Source organism: Neisseria sp. MVDL19-042950 (assembly GCF_030504625.1).
Classification (GTDB): domain Bacteria; phylum Pseudomonadota; class Gammaproteobacteria; order Burkholderiales; family Neisseriaceae; genus Neisseria.
The window spans coordinates 43,469-67,710 of the sequence record NZ_JAUKWH010000013.1; the positions used below are offsets into that span (position 1 = coordinate 43,469).

A 24,242-nucleotide genomic window follows, 5' to 3' on the forward strand; every position below is an offset into this window, starting at 1 on the left:
CCGTCTGAAACATTTCAGACGGCCTCTTCCCATCATCAGCGATTGCTTGTTTACAGCGTTCCCGAACCGTCGACTTCGATATTCACGCGACGGTTGGGTTGCAGGCAGTCGACTAATGCCCGATGCGGAAGATCGTTACCGCATTGTTTTACCGGCATGCTATCTCCCAAACCTTGCGCACTCATCACTCCGGCCGACACGCCGCGTGAAACCAGATACCGGCGCACGGTTTCCGCGCGGCGCTCCGACAAAGCACGGTTGTAATCCCGACTGCCCAAGCGGTCGGTGTGGCCGGTGATACGTACGGCCTTGATTTTATCAAAGCGTTTCACTTTAGCGGCAAACTCGTCCAGCTTGGTTTTTCCCTCGGCATGAATATCTGACTCGCCGCTTTTATCAAACGCAAATAAGGCTTCCGCATTCCATGAAACTTGCTGCGTAGACGCATCGGCCTTCCCGTTAACCGGACAAACCGCATCTACCGGATCAACTGCTTTCCAATGGAAACTGCGGGCGATTTTTTTGCTGTCGTAAATGATTTTGAATTGGCAAGTCGTTACATTATCCGTGCCTTGGCCGGGCGTATGGAAATGAAACACATAATCCCATTCGCGCACATTAAACATACCTTCGTTGAAATGCGGGCGGCCCAAGAGTTTGTAAAACTGGTCTTTGGTCATCCCTGCTTTAACCTGAGCCAATTCGTCAACCGTGGGGAAAGTGCCTTTTTTATGGTCGAAAGAAGGAGAAATGCGCTTCACATCGGGAAATACGGGGTTATCGGTGGTGCCGTCGCGTTTGACTGCGCTTTTGGTGGCACAGGCCGACAATACCGCCAACAACATCAGGCTTGTACCTGCTTGGATGATTTGTTTTGCTTTCATGTTTTTTCCTTGTTGTTTCAGACGGCCTTTTGTTTCAAGAGGCCGTCTGAAAACCTGATTTACCACTGATAACCCACACCTGCGGTTGCACCGTAGTGGCCGCGCGAATTGCCTGAAGCCGTACCTTTGATGATCCAGTTGCCGTTATCGGAAATGCTGGATACGCCTAAGGCATAGCCGCTTTCGCCGCGATAAGTGCTGCCTGCAACGGCAACCATGCTCTTACCGGGCAAATAAGCCTGCGGCAAACCGGCCATCGCCATCGCAGATGCCGTACCCGCATTGGCGCGGCGGCCCGTGTCTTCAATACGTTGGTTCAGATGGTTCCCTACCGCCATCAACTGGCCTACGTTAACGGCATCAGTCGGAGCGGAACCTGCGCCTACGTTATGAATCACAACCGGCGCATTGGGATTGCCGCCAACCAAAGTTACGTCGTTAGATGCTGTGCCTCCGTTCGGCTGGGTCGGATTCGCAGGGCTGCTGTATTGAACAATACCTGCACCGCCGCCTTTCACTTCTTCAATGGCTTTATTGGTGTAGTAAAGCTGGCTGCCGTTGATAGCATCGGTGCTGGTTGCGGAAACCACACCTGCCGCTACGTTTTGGATCTGACGGGTTTGCCCGTCTTTACCCACGCTTACCACGCCGACAACATCTTTCACCCCCGCCACATTGGCATCGTTCTCACCTTTATAGGTGTAATTGCTGCTGCCCGCTACGGCTTTGTGTACTTCAACTGCGGCAGATTCGTTACCCAATACAACTGAATTAGCAACGGTTTGTGCTACCGAGTTACCCAAAACAAAGGTGTTATCGGTTGCAACAGTATTATTGTTACCCAATGAATAGCTGTTGTTGCCACTGATGGTGCTCGGGTCGCCGATGGCACCGGAGTTGCGACCGGAAACAACGTTACCCGTACCAATGGCCAAGGCGTTTTCAGCCAGTGCTTTGGCACCTTTACCGATAGCCAATGCGTTTTCCGAGTTGGCTGCCGCATTGAAACCTACTGCGGTAGAAAATTTACCGGATGCGCTTGAGTCGTCAGTAGCGTGAACCACCCCGCCGGTAGTTTGGCCTGAATCGTCGTTGGTATGGAAGTATTTGATACCGCCTTCGTTCATGTTTTTAATGGCCGAAATCACAGTATTGTCATTTGTTGCAGTTTGACCGGACACGTCATACGTTTTCAGTGCCAATTTACCGGCTTCGGTCAGCTCACCTTTCGTGTCGGTGTAGGTATTGCCTTTACCATCATCCGTACCCAAAATGTTGTTGGTAACATTAGTGATATTGGTTACGGTATTTTGTACCGATGCCAAATCGCCTACGGTAGCAGCGTTGTTCCATTGCGCACTACTGCTGCCCTCGGTTTTAATCTGATCGATGGTTTTACCGTCCAAACCACTCTTCAAACCGGTAATTTGCTGATTTTTCATCGCAATACCGTTGTTATTGATGGTTGGGCCATCGGCAACCTGAACCTGTTTTACCAAGATTCGGTCATTCAACGCCACTTTCACACCATCAGTAGTAGCCTCAGTGCGGATGTTGCTACCGTCGCCGTTCACATTAAATGTGCTGCCCAGCTTGCGCTCGACATTGCTGCCGCTATCGGCCGCAAAGGTTAACGGTGCATTAACTGCTTTATTCAAGCCGTCCAACGCATCACCTACATTATTGTAAGTTTTGCTTTCGCCCTTGGCCGGGTTACCAGCGGTTAATGCATAAGTGGGTGCAGTAACATTGCCGTTGGTATCTACTTTTGAACCACCACCCAAAGCATCAGCCACTTTTTGACCGGCATTGAACAGCTGGCTGCCGTTAACCGCATCGGTGCTGGTCGCGCTGATGTTGCCAGCCGCAACATTGCTTACTTTCTGATTATTGGCATCAATACCACGGGCGCTGATGTAGGTGTTGCCACCTACATTCACACCGCTGTCGTCAAGCACCACTTGGTTGGCACCGTTACCGCTGGCCACACGGGTAAACTCAACTTCATCTTTGGTAGCCACTTTGTAAGTGGTGCTGCCATCGGCATTTTTCTCAGGCGTAATTTCAACGTTTTTACCGGCCGCCACTTTGTTGCTGGATGCAGCGGCAAGGTCTTTCAACTGTTTCAGGTTAACCGCATCAGTATCGTTTTCGGCATCGGCCACATTGCCGATCGTTTTATTGCCTGCATTAATGCCTGCTTTGCTCACACGCACATCGCCGGCCCTCAAACCATCTGCAGTCAGAGCAACTTCATTGCCCACTGCAACACCGTCATTGTTCACAACGGTATTTCCGGCAGCAAGGCTGCCATCTGCACCCAACTTGATGTTTTTCGCCAGTTTCACTTCCAACGTACCGTTGCCGTCTGAAACGACACCGATATTATTGTCGGTGAGTTTGTCGGCCTCGGTTACGCCGCCTTTCACCGTTACGGTAGAGCCCAATTTGCGTTCAGACAGGCTCCCTGTATCACCGGCAAAAATCAGCGGTGTGTTGGCTACTGCCGCCAATTGGTTTTCGGTGGCCGCTTGGCCGGTTACAGGATTGGCAGCATCGAAGGTTGTGTTGGTCAACCCGCCGATTGTGCCGGCTTTACCGTTAATGCTGATCGGTTTGGCTTTACCGATGTTGATGTTTTCGGCCAAGTCAAAAGTCACATTGTGGCTGTCGGCTGTTTTGCTAATCACAATATTGCTATCGGCATTATTGAAGTCAACTTTGTTACCGGGAACCACTTTGCTTTCAGCCTTACCGTTGGCGGAAATATTCCAGCCGTCGCCCACTAAAGTACGAACCTCATCCAACTGCGATTTATTAACTGCATCATTCGGATTTTCACCTGCGCCTACATTGGTGATTTTCTCACCACCTGCGTCCAAACCTCGGGCGCTGAGTTTACCCTTGAATGTGGGGGCATCTGCCAGTTGGATTTCCACTTGGTTGTCGCTGACAACAGTGCGTACATTATCGGCAGATGCCGTGCCGTCAACGGATGCACCTCGAATGCTTAATACGGAACCCAGCTTTTGATCGCTGCCGTTGTTCACGCGTGTGCTGGTGCCTTGGTTAGTATTGCCTGTAATGGTTATCGGATCCTGCATCACTGAATTCAACTTAGTCAGAGCATCCTTAACATTGCCCACCCTCTCTAGGGTTGTGCCGTCAGCACGCTGAATTTCGTATACGGGGTCTGTAATCGAACCGTCTGCTTCATTGAATTGGCCACCTAATACACGGACAGTATCACGCAGCTGGCTAACCGCTACTGCATCCGTATTTGCCGTACCTTTGGCAAGATTGGTAACACGGGTAGGTGTGGCAGTTTGCGGATCCACGGCATTCAAGGCGCTGATAGTAATATCTTTACCATCATATTTCGTTTTATCTTTAGCCTTTTCAAAGTGAACGGTACCATCAGGATCAACTTTGCGGATAAGCTGCTCACCGGCACTATTCACATAAGAGAATGGCGAGTTTGCCTCTACAAGCGTTTGGTTCTCGACAATAATGTCTTCCATTGCTCTTTTCAGTTGAGCCATATTGACAGCATCACGATCTTGTTCGCCTTCGGCAACGCCGGTAATTTTCTGATTACCCGCATCCAAGCCGACAGCGCTTACTTTGCCTTTAAAGGTAGGCGCATCAGCCAGCTTAATTGTGATGGTGCCATTGCCGTCGTTGCTGGTAATTAAATTGTCGGCAGAAGCGGCGCCATTGAAATTACCCGCTTTAATGGCCATAGTCGAACCCAATACGCGCGTACTGTTTTGACCGTCATCAGCGCTGAATGTAATCGGTTTCACGATTTCATCGTTGAGGTTGGTCAATGCCTCCTGAACGGTATTTACCGACTGCTTAGCTTGGCCGTCTGCCGATTTGGTTGCAAAAGACGGTGGGGTATAAGTGTTGGTAACAGGATCATATTTACCGCCCAAGGCTTGCATATTGCCTTCAACATTCTTATTCACGCCTTTCAGTTGCGCCATATTTACGGCATCCTGATCATCCTGGCCGGCGGTTACTCCGGCAATTCTTCCGCTGCCTTCCGTATTTACTACAACATTGCCGAAGGTTGGGCTTTCAGCCAGCTCAATCAACATCTCGCCGTTGTTGCCTACTTCGGTGCGGATATTTTTGCTCGAAGCATTAGCCGTTGCAGCCAAGCCGCCTTTCACAGTGAAGGTATCCCCCAAACGCTTGGCTGTATTACCAGTGTTGCCAGCAAAATTAATCGGTTTTTGGATTTCAGTACCAATATTGTTCAACGCATCCTGAACGGTAGATACACCGTCGTATTTGCTGCCGTCCGCTTTGGTAACCACCCAAGAAGGCGCTGCCACAGTTCCCGTGTTCGGGTTTACCGGCACACCCAGAGCTTCGGCAATCGGGTTCAGCTGTGATACGTTTACCGCATCCTCTGCCTGTTTACCGGCTGCAACATTACTGATAGCTTTGTTATTGGCATTCAAACCGGCATCGCTAACGTAAGTTTTACCGTTAACTTTCACACCATTGCCATCCAAAGTAACCGCATCTACGCCTGTGCCCGCAACCACGCTGTTGAAGTTCACATCGGCTTTAGTGGCTACGCTAACGGTTTTGCCGGTTTGGGTAAGCTTAATGTTGCTACCCGCATCTACAGTAATCGTTTCACCGGCTTTAACCACAGCCTCTTTGTTGTTGCTAACTTCTCCGCCACCATCATTGGAAGTGTTCAGTTTAAAGCCTTGGGCAACATGTTTGATGGCTTCATTTACCGTATTCTGACCGGTACCACCGATATCTGATATCGCAACATTACCGTCTGCGCCGACCGCCGCATTACCACCCAAAGTTTGGGCGATGCTGTTGGCCGTACCGTATAGCTGGCTGCCGTTTACCGCATCTTTACTGCTGTCGCTAACATTGCCTTTAGCAATATTGGTTACTTTCTTGCCGCCGTTATTCAGGCCGGATGTCGTAAGTTTTACAGCATCGGAACCGTCAACCGGCTGAATGGTGACGCCGTCACCGTTTACAGTGGTTTGATTGCCGGCTCCATCTGTAAATTGCGCGCTGGTCAGACCGGTTAAGTCTTTCGCCAGATCGAAAGTTACGTTGTCGCTGGTTGCCGTTTTGCTGATCACAATGTTGTTATCATTGCTGCTCAAGTCGACCGTATTACCTGGCGCAACTTTGCTGCTGTTGGCACCTTCGGCAGACAGATTCCAGGCTGCACCCACGCTCGTATTAATCGCACGGATGGCCGCATCGATATTGTTTTGGCCTGTACCTCCAATATCGTTATTGGTAAACGTGCCGCTATCCGGATTGTAAACGGTTGAACCGCCCACAATGCTTTCAACACCTTTACCCGCTTTATATAACTGGCTGCCGTTTACTGCTTCTTGACTGTTGTTATTCACAGCACCTTCAGACAGGCCTGTAATCTTACCTGCGCCATCTGCATTGATAGTAAGGTTGCCAAATTGCGGACGCTCGGCCAATTCAATCTGCATCACACCATTATCTACTTTTGTGCGGATGTTTTGTGTTGATGCCGCCGCTGTGTCACCCAAACCGCCTTGAATGTTTAAGGTATCGCCTAAGTGTTTCTCGGTTTGACCGATATTGCCGGCAAAGGTAATCGGTTTTTGAATTTCCTTGCCTACATTGGTCAATGCTTCTTGCACAGTCGATGCCGGCGCATACGGTGTGCCGTTTGCCTGCGTAACCGTAAATGAAGGCGCAGCAACTGTACCGGACGCCGCATCAACATTCATACCTAAGGCCTGTGCAATCGGCGTCAGCTGGGATACATTAACTGCATCAGTATTTTTGGTACCCGCGGCAACATTACCTACTTTGGTTGCAACCGTTGTTTGCGGTTTATTCGGATTCAAAGCGGCTATCGTAATATCGTTGCCGGCATAAGGTTGATTATCTTCAGCAGTTACAAACGTAACCTGCCCTTGTTTATTCACTTTGCGGATCAATTGCTTGCCATCACCGTTGACATACGAGAACGGTGAGTTGGCTTCAACCACGGAAAGATTGGATACCGATAAATCTTTCAACGCATCTTGCAACTGTTTAACGTTTACCGCATCGCTATCCTGATTACCTGCCAACACATTGGCAATTTTGTTACCACCGTTGTCCAAGCCATTTTCAGACAGGCGTACCTGTTGGTGTCCGGCAGGTGCAATATTTATGCCATTGCCATTAACAGTGGTTGTGTTGCCTGTACCGTCAGTAAATGCAGCGCTGGTCAGGCCGGTCAGATTTTTAGCCAGCTTAACATTTAATGTGTTGTTACCATCAGATTCCACTGCGATATTGTTATCGCTCAGTTCCCCTGTTGCCCCGCCTTTCACAAATACTTCTTTGCCCAGTTGACGTGTTAAGTTAGTACCCTTATCACCGCCGAAAGTTAAAGGCTTCTGGATTTCTTCACCGATATTGTCTAATGCAGTTTGAATAGTCGACACGCCATTGTGTTTGCTGCCGTCAGTTTTAGTGACAACAAAATTCGGCGCATTAACGATACCGGTTGTCGGATTAACGCTTACATCCATCGCTTGGACTAACGGTGCCAATTGCGAAACATTAACAACCTCTTTTTCCGTCTTACCTGCGGCTACATTAGCGATCACTTTATCGTTGGCATTCAAGCCAGCATTGCTGATATAGGTGCTGCCGCCTACTTTGACACCATCATTACCCAATTCAACCTGGTTATCGCCTTTACCCGCAGTTACGTCGTCAACTGTAATATTTTTCGCCAAGTCGAAAGTTACATTGTTTGAGTCTCCCGTTTTATTGATAACGATATTGCTGTCGGTATTACTCAAATCAACGGTGTCATTTGGAGCTACCTTGGTGCCATTTACTTTCTGAGCAGTCAAGTTCCAACCTACATTAGCAGAAGTGTTGATAGCACGAATGGCTTCATCTATCGAGCCTTTACCTGTACCACCAATATTATTGTTCGTATATGTGCCAGTATCGGGATCAAACTTGGTGGCGCCACCAACGATGCTTCTTACACCTTCTCCTTGCTTATACAGCTGATCGCCGTTTACCGCTTCTTTGCTGTCATTTAACACTTCACCTGGAGCAACATTGGTAATCTTGTTACCACCGTTATCTAAACCGTTTTCAGATAGGCTTAAAGATGCTTTACCGTTAGCAGGAGTGATGAAAATACCGTTGCCGCGAACAATTGTGCTGTTACTTGAGTCATCAGTAAATGCAGCGCTGGTTAAATTGGTCAATTGTTTAGCCAGTTTGACTTCCAACGTGTCTCTCGTATTAGAAACCACCGCAATATTGTCATCACTTAACTGGCCTCGTGCACTGCCTTTAATAAACACTGTACTACCTAATTTACGCGTGAAATTAGCACCTTGGTCACCACCAAAGGTCAACGGCTTGTTGGCTTGCTCATTAACGGCTTTAATCGCATTGTGCATATTATCTGCACCAGTACTACCAATATCAGACATCGTAATATTGCCGCTTGCATCCATAGTGGCATTGCCGCCCAAAACATTGGTAATACTTTTACCAACATTGCCCAGAGCCTGTTGTGTCATATAAAGCTGACTACCATTGATAGCATCAGTACTATCCTCATTGATACGACCTGCTGCTACATTAGTGATAGTTCGTTTAACATTTTTGCTGCCCACACTAACTGTAGCTACTGGATTAATACCAGCAAAATTACCATAACTAATGTTATTAACCTCAGCTGATAATGTACTTTCAGCTGCTTCACTAACAGAATCTGCGCCCAAAGCAACATCTTTAGTATTATTAGCTTTACTATTACTACCAATAGCAAGGCTACTCTCACCAGAAGCAATCGCCCCTGTTCCTGGCAACTTACTATTATTAACAGAATCTGATCCAGTAAGAGACGTCGCACCAATAGCAATAGCATTAGCTGCATTGGCACGAGCGCCCGCACCAAGAGAAACAGCAGCCTCACCTTTTGCTTCTGTATTTGCTCCCATTGCAATGGTATTGTTGAAATTTAAAGGAGCAGCACTCGTACCACTACCAGCTTGCTTACCAATAGCAATATTATTATTGCCATTAACATAACTACCAGCTTCAATCAAACCGGCAAAATTATCTGCTCCCTGTACATATTGTCCCGAACGTGAACCAAATGCATAGTTTGTATTACCTACGACACCTAGGCCTGCTGCATTGCCAATAGCTACGTTTTCGGTGCCTGTTACGTTTTTGCCTGCATCATGCCCAACACTAACACCCAATCTATTATTATGAGAATTAGCGCCTGCATTCGTGCCGATAGAAACAGCTAAAGAAGCATTATTTCCAGCGAAGAAGCCAAATGCTACTGATTGATCCCCTCCCGCTGTCGCTTTGTAACCAGCAGCTAATGATCGTTCTGTAGCTTCACTATATGCCCCCACGGCAATACCGTCTTGATTACCTGTGACTTGCGCTCCATTACCAATGGCCAACGCATTACGTCCTTGAGCATTCGCTGCCCCACCAATAGCAATGGCTGGGCCATATTTTTCAGCCCTTACATCGTTTCTATCTGCCTTAGACAAAGGATGGTTACCAACCCCATTAGCAGTAGCATTTTGCCCAATAGCAATATTCCCATCCAACACCGCCTGAGCAGATGTACCGATCGCTATGCTATTATCCTTTCCCGCTCGCCCTTTTGATCCGATAGCAATAGCATTTTTACCATTAGCTTGAGTATTAGTTCTTCCATCAAATTCAGTAATTGATCTATTTGAAACCGAAGAGGGAATAACATGAGAACTACCGATGGCAATAGACTGATGGCCATTTGCCTGTGCAGAATGGCCTATTGCCAAACTGCCTTTCCCTTTTGCCCAAGCTACTGTGCCAATTGCCATTGCATAGTCGTCTGTTGCCGCAGCCTGTCGCATCATTGCCAAAGCATTAAATCCTGATGCTAAGCTTGCAGTACCGATTGAAGTGGCTCCTGTATTAATTGCTTTAGAGAAACTCCCGAATGCCAATGATGACCCGCTTCTTGATTGTGCATGATCTCCAATAGCAATATTTCCATAACCCCTTATTCCATCATAATCAGTTGCCGCTGCATTAGCATATCTTCCGATTGCAATTCCTTCTGCAGCAGTTCCTGCTGGAGAATAGAATCTTCCACTTGAAGGCCCTATTTTATTTGAGTCAACGTAAGATAAGTTACCTGGATTTTTATAATTTAATATCCCTGCTGCCTCCTTCTTAGGATCAACTACTGCTGCATCCTCCCCTTCATTTTTGGTAATACCTTCCTCTGTTACAGTATTAAAAGCAATAGCCGCATAAGCATTACCCGAAAAGCCAAAAGTCATGCAAACCAGCAATGAAATAACACGCAGCGATGTTTTGATTCCCTCAAAACATGTGGAAACTCTATTTATATCCCTGCTTCCTCCCGCAGGCTTCCCCTTAGCATTCTCAATTTCCGAAACCGCTACCCATGCTCCCAAAGCGTCATTCCAAATACTGCGATAACTCTTATTCATAATGTGTTTTTCCTAATTAATTTATATAAACCAGCATATCTAAAAATTTCAAACTGACATTTATTGTCACTTAACGACAAAATACAACTTTAGTTTTTATACCTTAGATAATAATATTTGAAGATACATAAAAACCGGTTATACATTAAAACATCCGATTATCGATATATCATTGCCTTAAATATTCGTATTTTTACGTTTCTTAAAAAAATTATTCAAATATAAACATGCAATTCCAATGCCAGAATCGTAATTCGACTGATAAATATTGCACAATTATGCTTAAATCATATTCATTCTGAAAATTCAAAGCATTGCAAATAAATCAAATGTCATTTATTTAAAGGAAAACCATCACCTTAAAAACAATCCGGGCCAACATTAATAAGTATTTCAGGTGCCCTCTGAAGAAAACATTTAAATATTACATTCGAAGCAACATTCAACTCTTCAAAACGGTGATCCGGCAGAGGTTCGAGAAACATCTAAACGTGAATACTCTTAAACTGCCTCTCAAAAGTTTCTCCTTTCAACGCAAAGAACTGTAAATATCAAATAGATAAGTAGTGCAGCAGGTAAAAAGAGGTATAGGCGGTTGCAGGGGAATCGGCAGATGTTTAGCATGCAGCCATCTTGGTAAACGGTTGTGTTCTGCAATGCGCAATCCGAAGCGAAGGAGTTTTTTATGAACAAATCCAAAACCGTGCTGCTCACCGGCATCATGGCTCTGTTTTCTGCCAGCGTAATGGCGGCGGAACTGCCGGGCGAAATCTACAAGCCCCGCGGTGCGGAAGTGGTTAAGGCGGACGATCAGGGTAATGGAGAGTTTGAAGCGGAATTCAGGCTGCACGGAAACGGTAACAGTGTTAAAAACTTGGCCGATCAAGTGCGTGCTCATGCGAAGCGGCATGGCTTCAACGTGATTGAAGCTAAGGTAAAAGCGGGAGATGCGGATTTGAAATTCAAGCGTCGTAATCAGGAATTGGACGTGTCTATCGAACAGATAGAGCAAGGTATGATTCAGTATAAGGCTGATTTGGATACAGATAAGCCCTAAGTATCCGGCCGTTGATGTTGCTCTTGCACGAATCGATGAGGCCGTCGAGGCCGTCTGAAACCGTGTTTTCAGACGGCCTTCCTCCACGGCGGCTTTGCGAAAACCATGCGTTTCGCGTATGATTACAGGCGGCAACAAACGATAAAAAACACTTTTGCAACCGGCTTTCGAAGCTGAGATTCGGTTGCAAAAGTATTTTTATATTCAGAGAATGATTATGTTAACAGGTATCCCTTTACCTAAAGACACCGTTCGCCCGCCCGAAACGGTGTTGGTCAATATCACGCCGCAGGAAACGCGGGTGGCGATGCTGGAAGAAAATAATATCTGTGAGCTGCACATTGAGCGCAACAGCGGCCACGGTTTGGTGGGCAATATTTATTTAGGGGTGGTTCGCCGCGTTTTGCCGGGCATGCAGAGTGCTTTTGTCGACATCGGTTTGGAGCGTGCCGCTTTCCTTCATATCGTAGACGTATTGGAACAACGCCGTAATCCCGAAGAAACTCAGCGCATCGAGCATATGCTGTTTGAAGGCCAATCGGTACTGGTGCAGGTGATTAAAGACCCGATCAATACCAAGGGTGCACGCCTTTCCACCCAGATTTCCCTTGCCGGCCGCTTTCTGGTGCATCTGCCGCAAGAAGAGCATATCGGCATTTCGCAGCGCATTGAAGACGAAAGCGAACGCAACGGCCTGCGCGACCGTCTCAACAACCTGCTTCCCGAAAATGCCTGCCGCGGCTATATCATCCGCACCAGTGCGGAAACGGCAACCGATGCCGAATTGCAGGCCGATATCGATTATCTGACCAAAGTATGGGAAAACATTCTGCATCAATCCAAAACCCAGCCGCCTGAAACGCTGCTGTATCAGGATCTGCCGCTCAGCTTACGCGTATTGCGTGATTTGTTCAGCGAAAACACCCGTGAAATTCTGGTCGATTCCAAAGAAAACTATCTGCGTATGCGCGAATTCGCCGAGCAGTATGTGCAAGGAGCCACGGATAAAATCACCTTGTTCAAAGGCGAGCGGCCGCTGTTTGAAACCCACAATGTTGAGCAGGAAATCAACCGTTCCCTGCAACCGCGCGTCAACCTCAATTTTGGCAGCTATCTGATTATCGAATCCACCGAAGCGATGACTACGATAGATGTGAATACCGGCGGATTTGTAGGTGCGCGCAATTTTGAAGAAACCATTTTCAGAACCAATCTCGAAGCCTGCCACACCATCGCCCGCGAACTGCGGCTGCGGAATCTGGGCGGCATCATCATCATCGATTTTATCGACATGCTGTCGGAAGAGCACCGCGAAGCCGTGTTGCAGGAGCTGGCCAAAGCCCTGAGCTTCGACCGCACCCGCGTTACCCTCAACGGCTTTACCAGCTTGGGCTTGGTCGAGCTGACCCGCAAGCGCACACGCGAAAATCTGAACCAAGTGTTGTGCGAGCCCTGCCCTTCCTGCCAAGGTCGAGGCCGTCTGAAAACACCGCAAACCGTGTGCTATGAAATCCAACGCGAAATCGTGCGCGAGGCCCGCCGGTATGATGCGAAAAGTTTCCGCATCCTTGCTGCACCGAATGTGATCGATCTGTTTCTCGACGAAGAGTCGCAATCGCTTGCCATGTTGATCGACTTTATCGGCAAGCCCATTTCGCTGGCGGTGGAAACGGCTTATACGCAAGAGCAATACGATATTGTGCTGCTGTAAAGCCACAGGCCGTCTGAAAACGGTTCTTCAGACGGCCTGAAGCATTCTGCCACTGATGGCGAACCCCATTCAGCTTTCAACTTTCTAAGCCCTCTGTCTGGTGCTAAAATCCTGACCCATCAGACAAAACAAACCACAGGCCGTCTGAAGAACCGTTTTCAGACGGCCTGACAACAACGGAACAGCCATGACCCCGCCCTGCCCGCTCTGCCACCCCGAAAACGAAGACGTATTGCTGCAAAACGAACACTTGCGCGTGATTGCCGTACACAACGAGCCGAACGCACCGGCGTTCTGCCGCGTTATCTGGCAGCGGCATACGGCGGAAATGACCGACCTGCTCCCCGCCGAACGCCAAGAACTCATGGATATGGTGTACCGCGTAGAAGCGGCCATGAGACAAGTGCTGCGCCCCGTTAAAATCAATCTGGCCAGCTTGGGCAATGTCGTGCCGCACCTGCACTGGCATGTGATCGCCCGCTTTGAAAACGATGCCAACTTCCCCGCTCCCATCTGGGCGGCGGCGCAACGTGAAGCGGGCATGACACTGCCGGACGGCTGGGCACAGCAGGTAAAAACACTGCTTCAGGCCGTCTGAATACATTGAACACCAGCAAACAAGGAAAACTTATGACCTGGCAACCTTCGCGACGTAATTTTCTGAAAGCATCCGCCGCCGCGGCAGGTGCAGGCATTCTCACGGCCTGCGGCAGCAGCGGAACCACCCAGCCAACCACCCAATCGACCAAAGCCAAACCCGTGCAACCCAAACGTATCCCCCCCCGCTCCGGCGACAACGTGCTGCGTGTCGTCGCTCCATCCGGATTCGCCGACAACAGCAGCCGCACCGAAACCGGCCTCACCCGTCTTTACAACGCCGGCTTTACCGTAACCAACCAGCAAGCGGGTTACCGCCGCTACCAGCGTTTCGCCGGCACCGATGCCGAACGTATCGCCGACTTCCAAGATGTCGCCGCCGGCCGCGTCGCCACGCCCAAAGTATTGATGGGGCTGCGTGGCGGTTACGGTGCCGCACGCCTGTTGCCGCATATCGACTTCGAACGGCTCGGTGCAAAAATGCGCGAACGCGGCACCTTATTTTTCGGTTTCAGCGATGTCTGCGCCATCCAGCTCGCATTATTGGCTAAAGGCAACATGAGCAGCTTTGCCGGCCCCATGGTATACAGCGAGTTCGGCAAACCCGTGCCCAGCGTTTATACCATGGAATCGTTCATCCGCGGCACCACCGACACCGAAAACACCTTGAGCATTTCCGCCATCCAGCGCAGCGGCGTAAATGCCGAAGGCACATTCTGGGGCGGCAACCTGAGTGTTATCGCTTCACTGGTGGGCAGCCCGTATCTGCCCGATATCCAAGGCGGCATTCTGTTTTTGGAAGATGTGAGCGAACAGCCCTACCGTATCGAGCGCATGCTGCAAACCCTGCATCTGGCCGGCATTCTTTCCAAACAGCGGGCGATTGTGTTCGGCGATTTCCGCATGGGCACAATCCGCGACGTGTACGACAGCAACTACAATTTCTCATCGGTAATCAACACCGTCAGCCGTGTTGCCAAAGTGCCGGTGCTGACCGGCTTTCCGTTCGGTCATATTGCCAACAAAGCCACCTTCCCGCTGGGTGCGCATGCCAAAATCCGTAGCACATCAAACGGCGGCTATTCGGTTACGTTCAGCGGCTACCCCACCCTCAACCCCTCCGGTCTGGTGCTTGACGCACTGCTGCCGCCTCCGGCTTACCAACCCATCGAAACCGTGGTGGAAGACCCTGTAACGGAATAACCCTCCATATGGCAAATATGGCAAGAGGCCGTCTGAAAACCTTTTCAGACGGCCTCTTGCCATTAGGCCTTATCCTCTCCCGCGTCGAAAACATCAAGGCTTCTCTTGCCGCCCTGCTTCGTCCGCATCACGGGCACGGGTTTCAAACTCCGCCAACGTGATGTTGAGGGTATCCAAACACGGATGCATGATTTTATCGATTGCCGCATTCACTTCATTCCGATTCAAACGCGTCGGGCGGTAAACGAAGAATTTAAACAAGTCGCTCAACTCAATCGAAGCGGCATTGGTTTTCAATACCCAACCTTGTTTGCCGTGATACACATAACCGTGGCGGGCAAGTTTTTCAAGCAGTTCGCCCAATTCATCGTAGCCCATGTTGATGTGCGGCCGGAAATCCTGCACCTTCAATGACGAGCCTTTCTTCTGAGCCTCGTGAAGCAGCAGCAGGATTTTCAACACATCGTCGAAACGGCCGCGCACATCGAAACTGCGCCGGAACGCCTCGCCCTGCCAATAGGAAAGTGAAGCCGTCAGCACCGCGCCCGACAACACTAGCATCCACAATAAATTCAGCCACAACAGAAAAAACGGAATGGCGGCAAACGCGCCGTAAATCAGCGTGTAGCCGTTAAACGTACTCACATACCATGCAAAACCGTAGCGGGCGGTTTCCAACAACAGAGCCGTCAGCATCGCACCGACAAAGGCATGTCGCGCGGGCACGAAACGGTTGGGCACCAACCGGTAAAGCAACCACAGCAACACTGTGGTAAACGCTATCGAAAACGACACCCGCAAAACACCGGCAAACAACGGAAAACTCTCGCCAAAACGGCTGTAAGTGAGCAGCGAAGACCATAACGACAGCCCGATACCCAAAGTAACCGGCCCGAACGTGAGCAACGCCCAATACACCAGAAACTGCATCCACAGCGGCCGCTGCGTGCTCACGCGCCAGATGCGGTTGAATGTTTGGTCGATGGTTTGGATCAGCATCAGCGACGTTACCACCAGCATAATGATACCGATGGCCGTGAGCTTGCTGGCCTTGGATTGGAAGTCGTTGATATATTCAAACACCGTATCCGCACCTTGCGGCACGATGGTACGGTTGACGAAATGCACGAAAGCATCGGAAAGATTGTCGAACATCGGAAACGCCGACACCACCACCAGCGTAACCGTCAGTACCGGCACAAGCGCCAGCAGAGTGGTAAAGGTGAGACTGGCGGATACCTGCGGCACACGCACCTCATTAAAGCGTTTGTACAAAAACCATACGAATCCGCTCAGGCGCGATTTACGGAAATCTTGCCACCACGATAAATTCGGCATAATCTTCCTTAGTTTTCAAATGAAGCGCCATTGTAACGGAAAGCCCTTATGAACCCAAATCCGATAAAAATTCTCGTTTTATACTATTCGCAACACGGCGGCACGCTGAACCTCGCCCGCCAAATCGCCCGCGGTATCGAAAGCGTGGAAGGTTGCGAAGCCGTGTTGCGCACCGTACCGAAAGTATCTGCCGTGTGCGAAGCCGTGGAAAATGACATTCCCGCGGAAGGCGCACCTTATGCCGCCGCCGAAGACTTAAAAACCTGCTCCGGTCTGGCCTTGGGCAGCCCCACCCGCTTCGGCAACATGGCCGCCGCGGTCAAATATTTTCTCGACGGCACCATCCCGCAATGGTTGGGCGGCGAGCTGATCGGCAAACCGGCCACCGTGTTCACCAGCTCGTCCACCCAACACGGCGGGCAAGAATCCACTCTTCTGAGCATGATGCTGCCGCTGCTGCACCACGGCATGATTATCAACGGGATACCGTTTAGCGAAGCCGCATTAAGCTGCACCCAAACCGGCGGCACACCCTACGGCGCATCCCACGTTGCCGGGCATGATGGCAAGCCGGAGCTGAGCAAAGACGAGCAGCAGATCGCCTTTACCCAAGGCAAGCGTCTGGCCGAACTGGCTTTGAAGTTGGCCCGATAAAACCAAGATGTATTTTCAGACGGCCTCCGCCGGATGAACACCGAGAGGCCGTCTGAAAAACAGTACCGGCGTGCCCAAACGCTTATCAAAGCAAACGTGCCGCCAAACTGCCGCTGATCCGACACCATTTTCAACCATTCTTCCAAATACCTCAAAACAGGAGATCGCTCATGACACCTTTACCGAGCAAACCCGCGCTGGAAACCGCGTTAAACCACCGTTCCATCCGCAAATTCACCGGAGAAGCAATTGCTCCCGACATGCTGGATGCCGTCTTAAAAGCAGGTCAGGCAGCCTCTACTTCGAGCTTCTTGCAGTCCACCCATATCATCCGCGTTACCGATGCCGACATGCGCAAACAGCTCCGTGCCGTCAGCGCAAACCAGCACTATATCGAAACCTGTGCCGAGTTTCTGGTGTTCTGCATCGACTTCGCCAAACACAAACACATCGCCCCCGATGCCCAAACCGACTGGACGGAAATGACACTGATGGGTTCGGTAGACGCGGGCATCATGGCGCAAAATGTGCTGTTGGCGGCGGAATCGCTGGGCTTGGGCGGAGTATATATCGGCTGCCTGCGCGACGACATCAACGCCACCGACAGCATCCTCAACCTGCCCGACAACGTCGTGCCACTGTTCGGCCTGTGTTTGGGCCATCCCGCGCAAGAACCGCTGATGCGCCCGCGCCTGCCTACCGAATGCGTGGTATCCGAAAACGGCTACCGCGGTTTGGACGATACGGTCTACACCGAATACAACGCCGTGGTTAAAGACTATTACAAACGCCGCAGCAATCTGGATTTGGATTTTACCCGACAAGTACGCGACACTTTGTGCCATGAAGTGCGCCCCGAAGTGCTGCCGTTCTTGCAACGCAAAGGCCTGGCGAAACGATAATTTGCTGCCAAGCAACAAAGAGGCCGTCTGAAAATATTCAGACGGCCTCCCGCATATTTGCCCGATGCTTATTGTTGCAACTGCTGTTGGGCAGCGCGTACTTTTTCTTGATCGGGATTAATCAAAATTTCCACACGGCGGTTTTTCGCACGGCCTTCAACAGTATCGTTACCGGTGATAGGTTGGCGCGAACCGTAACCGATGGTGCTCAAACGCGAAGCTGCAACACCGCGTTGGTTCAAATAATCGGCAACCGCTTGGGCACGGCGGCGCGATAAAGGCTCGTTGATCCGATCGTTACCGGTGTTGTCAGTATGGCCGGCAACCGTCAGGGTGGTGTCGGGATATTGCACCAACGTTTGTGCAGCTTTGCTCAGCGCGTCCATTGCATTACCGCTCAAAGCCGAGCTGTTGGTGGCAAAAGTTACGTTTTCAGGCATCACCAATTTGATCTGGTTGCCTTGGCGTTGCACTTCCACGTCGGTGTTGGCCAAACTTTCACGCAATTTCTTCTCTTGGTAGTCCATGTAGCCGCCGATACCCGCACCCACCGCACCACAAGCCAAAGCCGAATTACGAGCACCTTTACCGCCGTGAGTGAGTGCACCGACAATGCCGCAAACAGCCGCACCGCCCAAACCATATATGGCGGTTTTACTGGCTTTCGGTTGGCCGGTGGTCGGATCGGTTACACAGCCTGCCAATGCCAGCACGCCGCTCATGGTCAATACGGTTAGGGGTTTCAACACTTTCATGGTATTTCCTTTCAATGTAAATCAGTTGTTTGGTCTGATTGTTCTGTTACGGCACCGGCCGTACTCTGCAATCCACTATATAGAACATCATTCAGGCTTAAAAGTTTGCTTAACTTGATATTACACAGGCAATCAGTCGCTAACCTTTTCTATCGTTTCAGGCCGTCTGAAAATAAAGAACCGTGTCTTTTCCGATACAGGCCATTTACTGTTTATTTCCCCGCCCGCGCAGATTGAGGCGACGCACCAGCATAAATTTAATCCTTAACCGCACATCATAGCCCACGGAACCAAACCCTAAAACAAACAATACGGCAGCCACAGGCAAAGCAAAATGGTGCCCCACCGTATGATATCCCCATGCACCGACTACCCCGCCCAGCAGAAAAGCGATCATCAATCCGGCAAACAGCTTAGCTTTAGGCTTGTTCACATGTACATGCGGCAACTTGGGATTATCACTGCGGCGATAATACAACATCTTCGAGATTTCAATACCCAAATCGGTAGCCGTACCGGTCATATGGGTAGAACGTATCGCTCCGCCCGAAAGAATCGTCATCACCGTATTGTGCATGCCCATAATGAAACACAGCAGCAACATGGCAACCGAAGGCATTTCATTCCCTCCCCATTTCAAAGCCGTTACCCCTATCAAGCCGAACAGCAACAGATACACCGCTTCCAACCACATCGACAAACCGAAACTGCCTCGAAAACGCTGCCGTTTCGTCCACAAAATCACCCAACTGGAATGAGCCGCTCCCAAGATAAACGACACAACTCCCAACATGGCCACACTCACGGCCTTCCATTCCCCTAAGTAAGCCATATCAGCCGCATACGACATCTCGCCCGTAACATGCGAAGTGTAACGCGCCACTGCAAAAAAACCGCCCGCATTAATGGCCCCCGCCAACAAAGCCATCACATAGCCGAGCACACGAAAACGCACATCGCTGATATGGTGTTCGTGAAGATACGGCTTATCAGCCTGCCAAAACGGGGGACGATGGCTTCTGACACGGCGGACTCGACGGGAATCGTTTTTCTGTTTTTCCATACAGGTTCAAAAATTTTGGAAAGGCAAAACCGTTTTTCGGCTTCCATACCGACTGGCAAATATAGCGGGCAGGCCGAACAATATAGCCAGCCAATGTCCTCGAATGCTCGGGGTTTCAAGGTTATAGCCGGCTTATTTGTTATATTGTACAAGGCCGTCTGAAAAAAGAAAGCAGAGCAGATTGAAAGGATAGAAATAGAATAAAAAGCCGTCTGAAAAAGGTTTAACCAAAGTCAAAACCTTTTTCAGACGGCCTTTTATTAAAATACCAGTCAGCGGGGGTTATTTTTTACCCACACCCTTCTGCCAATCGGAAATATTCTTACGTATAAATGCCAATTGCTTTTTATAACGACGGCAATGCGGGCAAAAAGCCAAATGTAGCAAGAGCAGGCTGCGTTCACTCAGAGTCAGTTTTCGATCCTGCTCCTCTGAAAGTAACACACAAGCTTGCTTGCAATTCAACATAGTATATTTCTCCCTTAATAATTGTTATTGGTTCAAATTAAACCAATTATTATTCGTTCAGATCAAACCAACGGTGCTGCAAACAATTTCTCAAACCGTTTCTGGCCCGATGCAAAATAACGTAACAGTTGTCTTTACTAATGTCAAAGCGGCTACAAATTTCTGTTATTTCCAAGCCCATGATCTCGCGCAAATAAAAAATCTGTGCAGTATCTTCAGGCAACCCCTGCATGCAGTTTTCCAACGTACGGAAAAAATCCTGCTGTCGGGTAAACTCTTCAGGGGCTTCCCGCCATTGCTGCGGGCTAGCGGATGCAAACCAATGACCGGTTTCATCAAAACATTCATTGTATGCACTATCAATGGCTGCATTTTCTTCTTGTAGCCCTTCAATGCTGACAATATTTTTCTTACTGCGGAAATAATCAGTAATTTTGTTTTTAAGGATGGTCATCACCCACGTTTTCAAACCCGCATCGCCACGAAACTGGCCATACTTATCAATAGCAGCAGCCAATGTCTCTTGCACAATATCTTCGGCAAGATGATCATCACGCAGCTGGATACGGGCAAAACGCAAAATATCAGGTTGTATCGAAGTGAGTAGCTTCTTGAAATTTTCCATTTTGGGATTTGAGTTTTTAATCAAGTAGCGTATTGTAAAACTTTTGCCACTTTATGACGACTTTTTTCTCATCTCCGCAAGATGGTATTTCTCCATATTTACACATGGACAGGTAATAATACGCCTGCTTCAACCCAACCGTTTATACTTTTTCTTAACCATGCTTCAATGTCTTGTCCATCTAACATTTCTTTCAGATTGCTTAAAACATTGACGAACGTATCACTTTGTTTGCTGAAGTGCTCCAATAAAAACAAATCCGCGTCTTCTACTGAACGGTAATACACTTCATTATCAAGGTTACGCCAAGTCAATACTATGCTCGGCTCCTCTTCGATACTTTCCAAATGACTGTCAACAAAATTGCAACTGTAATGGCTAATTCGAGCAGCCGGAGCCCATGATAATAGCGTGCTGCCATCCCACTTGCCGTCTGAAACAGGCTGAACCGTGGTTTCAGCATGAAGCAAAGCCGTTTCGAAATCCATCATTTCCAACACATTATCGGGCAAGCGTTGTGCTCCTTCCCTAGTGCGTGCGTAATCGAGAAATTGCGCGGGAATATCATTAAAAAACGGTGATTCAGGGCGCGCCTCAATCAAAAAACGGTTTTGCAACTCCTGCCAGAGATCGGCATCTGCAAATTCGCTACTATCACTGAAGCACAGATCTAGAAAACTACGTAAATTATTCCGTACCAAACGGGTATACACGGCAAGGCGTTCAAAAGCGATACCTTCCGGTGCCGGTAATGACGGATCACGTACATGGTCAGCTAAAACAGATTGAAAATCCGCACTACTCATAGGTGTTGTTAAAACACTACGCTGCTGCATGACGAGCCTCCTCTGCTTGTTGTTGAATAGCAGCAATACGGGCGACTTCAGCTTCAAGTTCAGCAAACGGAGGGAAATTACTATCTCGCTCCAATAATGTAGGCACACTGTGCGGTAGTTTATAGCAAGTATAGGCAAATAAATCCCAAACATCGGCACAAACAGGCTGCCCATGTGTATCTATCAACAGGTTTTCATTTTCTTCATCATGCCCTGCCATATGCATATAGCACACACGACTTAAATCAGTACGATTGATATAGTCATGCGGCTGCACGATGCCGTGGTTAACAGCATTTACGTAAACATTATTCACATCAAGATGGATATCACAATCTGCTTCACGTACAACAGCATTCAGAAAATCAACTTCGTCCATTTCTGCAATCGGGCTATGGGCATAGTAAGAGGTATTTTCTATTGCAATACGTTGCTCAAGAATATCCTGTACTAAACGGATACGAGCAGCAGTATGGTGCACAGACTCTTCAGTGAAAGGTAGAGGCAGCAGATCATAAACATGACCATGATGACTGCAATAACTCAAATGTTCAGAAAAGAAGTTAATATCGTATTGTCGTAGAAATGCCTTAACTTGTCTTAAAAAGTCAATTTGCAAAGGATCTTGCCCACCCAATGATAAAGATAAACCATGGCAAGCAATAGGGAAGCGTTCAGCAACCGCATCAAATTTTTTACGGGCAGCTCCCCCCATTCTCAACCAGTTTTCAGGGGCGATTTCAATAAATTGAATCGCACTGGTTTCGAGATTCAGATTGAGAAAGTTATCAGCCATACTACGTTTATAGCCTAAACCCGCCCCATGTAAGGTTTTCATTTTGTGCTCCTTGAAAAATGGATATGTCCGTATCAAAATGCTTACTGTATCATACCCAAACACATTGATAGAGAAATACTCGTTTGATAGCGAAAGGCCGTCTGAAAGGTTCAGACGGCCTTTCTAAGGTATTTAAAAGGTGTCGATTTGTTTTACTGCTTCAGCTTAACGATTTAGCCGCCGCATTTACCTTCGCCGCATTTACCTTCACCAGCTTTAGCGGGTTTCTTTTTACCATGTGCACCGCATTTACCTTCGCCACATTTACCTTCACCGGCTTTAGATGATTTCTTACCGTGTGCACCACATTTACCTTCACCGCATTTGCCTTCACCGGCTTTAGATGATTTCTTACCGTGTGCGCCGCATTTACCTTCACCGCATTTGCCTTCACCGGCTTTAGATGATTTCTTACCGTGTGCACCACATTTGCCTTCGCCGCATGCACCTTCTTGCGCTTTCTTAGCAGCAGTTTTTACGATGTGTGAAGAAGCAGGTTTACTGCCTTCAGCAAATGCAGCTTGACTACCCAACAAGGCCAATGCACCGGCCAACGCGATTAAAGATGAAGATTTTTTCATAGATACTCCTTGGTTTTATTGAGAGAGAAAAGAATTTATATAACAGCTCATTGTCAAATCAGGCCATCTGAAAATGGTTGTTTCATCAAACAGCCCGAATTAAAAAATTAATGGCTACCGCACTTACCTTCGCCGCACTTACCCTCGGCAGATTTACCGTCAGCTTTAGATGCCGCGCCACATTTACCTTCGCCACACTTGCCTTCACCAGCTTTTTCTCCAGCATGTGAAGCACCACATTTACCTTCGCCACATTTACCTTCTTCAGCTTTAGGCGTTGAAACACTGGTGGCAGGCGCTGATTCTGCTGAACTATTCGATTGCCCTTGACAACCAGCTAAAGCCAACAAGCCAGCCAAAGCAATCAAAGAAGAAGTTGTTTTCATGTTTTAATGCTCCTGAATAAATTTTAATTAGATTATTTAATTAGATTAAAAAAAATTGAAATTTAACAAAATACAATTAGATAAATTTTTTATTCATCAAGTTATAAAGGAATATTTTTATCCACCCGCTTGAATAACACATGATCCAAGGATAAGCGTCCCATACCCTGCAAAACTAATGGCAACAAAGCTACCAGATAAATCAAAGCCATTTTGTAACCATTGCTGCATACGTTGTAACCATTATCGCCATGCACAGCAACCCAAGCTACTATGGTTACGCTCATCAACGCTAAAGCTCCCCAGCGCCCAATTAATCCCAATATCAACAGAATAGGTGCAACTAATTCCACCCCCATTGCTGCCATCCAGTTGAAATCTGCAGAAAGTAGGCTAAATGGGAAAGGAAAGGATTCCTGGATACTCGCAAACCAGTTTTCACCATTCCATTTTTCAAAACCCGCCTCCCAGAATTCATAGGCTACAAATAGACGCAATCCCAAAAGAGCAATATCTTTACCCCAAGTATCTGAAAAACGGCTTAAACAAGCGGTTTTACTCATATTTTTTCCTGAAAATTAATGTTATGCTAAGTAGACGGCTGATATCGGAGTTCCTTACGCAGTAAGAAAGTTTTTTTGAAAAATATTTATATCTTTTTGATTTATATAAAGTAAAAACCTTCAATGCATAATAAATGATTTAATAAGCATTTATTATGGTTTTAACAGCTAACATTATTTTTAAGGCTACTTATAAACAATAATACAAATAACCGCTGGCCCCAGCCCAGAATACGACCATTCCCGCC

At 48.3% G+C, this 24,242-nt stretch carries 17 protein-coding genes and 2 pseudogenes; 6 read left to right on the plus strand and 13 right to left on the minus strand.

The features are described from left to right. Nucleotides 1-50: 50 nt before the first annotated feature. The 3 genes and pseudogenes from Q0X97_RS10330 to Q0X97_RS10340 all read right to left on the minus strand — a co-directional run. A pseudogene (locus Q0X97_RS10330) lies at nt 51-380 on the minus strand (OmpA family protein); the annotation flags it as partial. 84 nt (nt 381-464) lie between these two features. After that, nucleotides 465-884: pseudogene (locus tag Q0X97_RS10335) on the minus strand (outer membrane protein assembly factor BamE); the annotation flags it as partial. Nucleotides 885-943: 59 nt separating this feature from the next. Next, nucleotides 944-10,417 carry a YadA-like family protein gene (locus tag Q0X97_RS10340; RefSeq protein WP_302067374.1) on the minus strand — a complete coding sequence of 3,158 codons (9,474 nt, stop codon included), beginning with the start codon at nt 10,415-10,417 and terminating at the stop codon, nt 944-946. Nucleotides 10,418-11,102: 685 nt separating this feature from the next. On the opposite strand from Q0X97_RS10340, the gene Q0X97_RS10345 reads away from it, so the two are divergent. The 4 genes from Q0X97_RS10345 (at nt 11,103) to Q0X97_RS10360 (ending at nt 14,985) form a co-directional block, all read left to right on the plus strand. Continuing rightward, complete coding sequence (locus tag Q0X97_RS10345; RefSeq protein WP_302067375.1) at nt 11,103-11,474, plus strand: hypothetical protein; 372 nt, start codon at nt 11,103-11,105, stop codon at nt 11,472-11,474. Nucleotides 11,475-11,691: 217 nt separating this feature from the next. Next, nucleotides 11,692-13,185 (plus strand): ribonuclease G, encoded by a 1,494-nt coding sequence (gene rng, locus Q0X97_RS10350; protein ID WP_302067730.1) that lies wholly within the window; start codon nt 11,692-11,694, stop codon nt 13,183-13,185. A 187-nt stretch (nt 13,186-13,372) separates the two neighbouring features. After that, on the plus strand, nt 13,373-13,783 hold the full coding sequence (locus Q0X97_RS10355; protein ID WP_302067376.1) for an HIT family protein: 411 nt from the start codon (nt 13,373-13,375) through the stop codon (nt 13,781-13,783). Nucleotides 13,784-13,815: 32 nt separating this feature from the next. After that, on the plus strand, nt 13,816-14,985 hold the full coding sequence (locus tag Q0X97_RS10360) for an LD-carboxypeptidase (protein WP_302067377.1): 1,170 nt from the start codon (nt 13,816-13,818) through the stop codon (nt 14,983-14,985). 93 nt (nt 14,986-15,078) lie between these two features. Here the strand turns inward: Q0X97_RS10360 and Q0X97_RS10365 are convergent, their stop codons facing one another. Beyond that, complete coding sequence (locus Q0X97_RS10365; RefSeq protein WP_302067378.1) at nt 15,079-16,323, minus strand: YihY family inner membrane protein; 1,245 nt, start codon at nt 16,321-16,323, stop codon at nt 15,079-15,081. Between the two features lie 48 nt (nt 16,324-16,371). Between Q0X97_RS10365 and wrbA the strand changes: the two genes are divergently transcribed. Next, on the plus strand, nt 16,372-16,977 hold the full coding sequence (wrbA, locus tag Q0X97_RS10370; RefSeq protein WP_302067379.1) for an NAD(P)H:quinone oxidoreductase: 606 nt from the start codon (nt 16,372-16,374) through the stop codon (nt 16,975-16,977). A 170-nt stretch (nt 16,978-17,147) separates the two neighbouring features. Continuing rightward, nucleotides 17,148-17,879, plus strand: coding sequence for an oxygen-insensitive NADPH nitroreductase (gene nfsA / locus Q0X97_RS10375; protein WP_302067380.1), 732 nt, complete (start codon nt 17,148-17,150; stop codon nt 17,877-17,879). A gap of 68 nt (nt 17,880-17,947) precedes the next feature. Here nfsA and Q0X97_RS10380 read toward each other — a convergent pair whose 3' ends face one another. The 9 genes from Q0X97_RS10380 to Q0X97_RS10420 form a co-directional block, all read right to left on the minus strand. Beyond that, nucleotides 17,948-18,634 carry an OmpA family protein gene (locus Q0X97_RS10380; RefSeq protein ID WP_302067381.1) on the minus strand — a complete coding sequence of 229 codons (687 nt, stop codon included), beginning with the start codon at nt 18,632-18,634 and terminating at the stop codon, nt 17,948-17,950. A 205-nt stretch (nt 18,635-18,839) separates the two neighbouring features. After that, nucleotides 18,840-19,697 carry a YoaK family protein gene (locus tag Q0X97_RS10385; protein ID WP_302067382.1) on the minus strand — a complete coding sequence of 286 codons (858 nt, stop codon included), beginning with the start codon at nt 19,695-19,697 and terminating at the stop codon, nt 18,840-18,842. 282 nt (nt 19,698-19,979) lie between these two features. Then, entirely contained in the window at nt 19,980-20,165 is a 186-nt protein-coding gene (locus Q0X97_RS10390; RefSeq protein WP_302067383.1) for a zf-HC2 domain-containing protein, read from the minus strand. A gap of 49 nt (nt 20,166-20,214) precedes the next feature. Continuing rightward, entirely contained in the window at nt 20,215-20,790 is a 576-nt protein-coding gene (locus Q0X97_RS10395; RefSeq protein ID WP_302067384.1) for a sigma-70 family RNA polymerase sigma factor, read from the minus strand. A 98-nt stretch (nt 20,791-20,888) separates the two neighbouring features. After that, nucleotides 20,889-21,626: a putative DNA-binding domain-containing protein gene (locus Q0X97_RS10400; RefSeq protein WP_302067385.1), complete on the minus strand. Its 738-nt coding sequence runs from the start codon at nt 21,624-21,626 to the stop codon at nt 20,889-20,891. Then, the gene (locus tag Q0X97_RS10405) at nt 21,613-22,464 is read right to left on the minus strand and encodes a DUF692 domain-containing protein (protein WP_302067386.1); all 852 of its coding nucleotides are present in this window, start codon (nt 22,462-22,464) and stop codon (nt 21,613-21,615) included. Before Q0X97_RS10405 ends, Q0X97_RS10400 begins: the two co-directional genes overlap by 14 nt. A 173-nt stretch (nt 22,465-22,637) precedes the next feature. Beyond that, nucleotides 22,638-23,045, minus strand: a complete 408-nt coding sequence (locus Q0X97_RS10410; RefSeq protein WP_302067387.1) for a hypothetical protein — start codon at nt 23,043-23,045, stop codon at nt 22,638-22,640. A gap of 107 nt (nt 23,046-23,152) precedes the next feature. Further along, complete coding sequence (locus tag Q0X97_RS10415; protein WP_302067388.1) at nt 23,153-23,431, minus strand: hypothetical protein; 279 nt, start codon at nt 23,429-23,431, stop codon at nt 23,153-23,155. A 101-nt stretch (nt 23,432-23,532) separates the two neighbouring features. Further along, on the minus strand, nt 23,533-23,994 hold the full coding sequence (locus Q0X97_RS10420) for a DoxX family protein (protein WP_302067389.1): 462 nt from the start codon (nt 23,992-23,994) through the stop codon (nt 23,533-23,535). Nucleotides 23,995-24,242 lie beyond the last annotated feature (248 nt).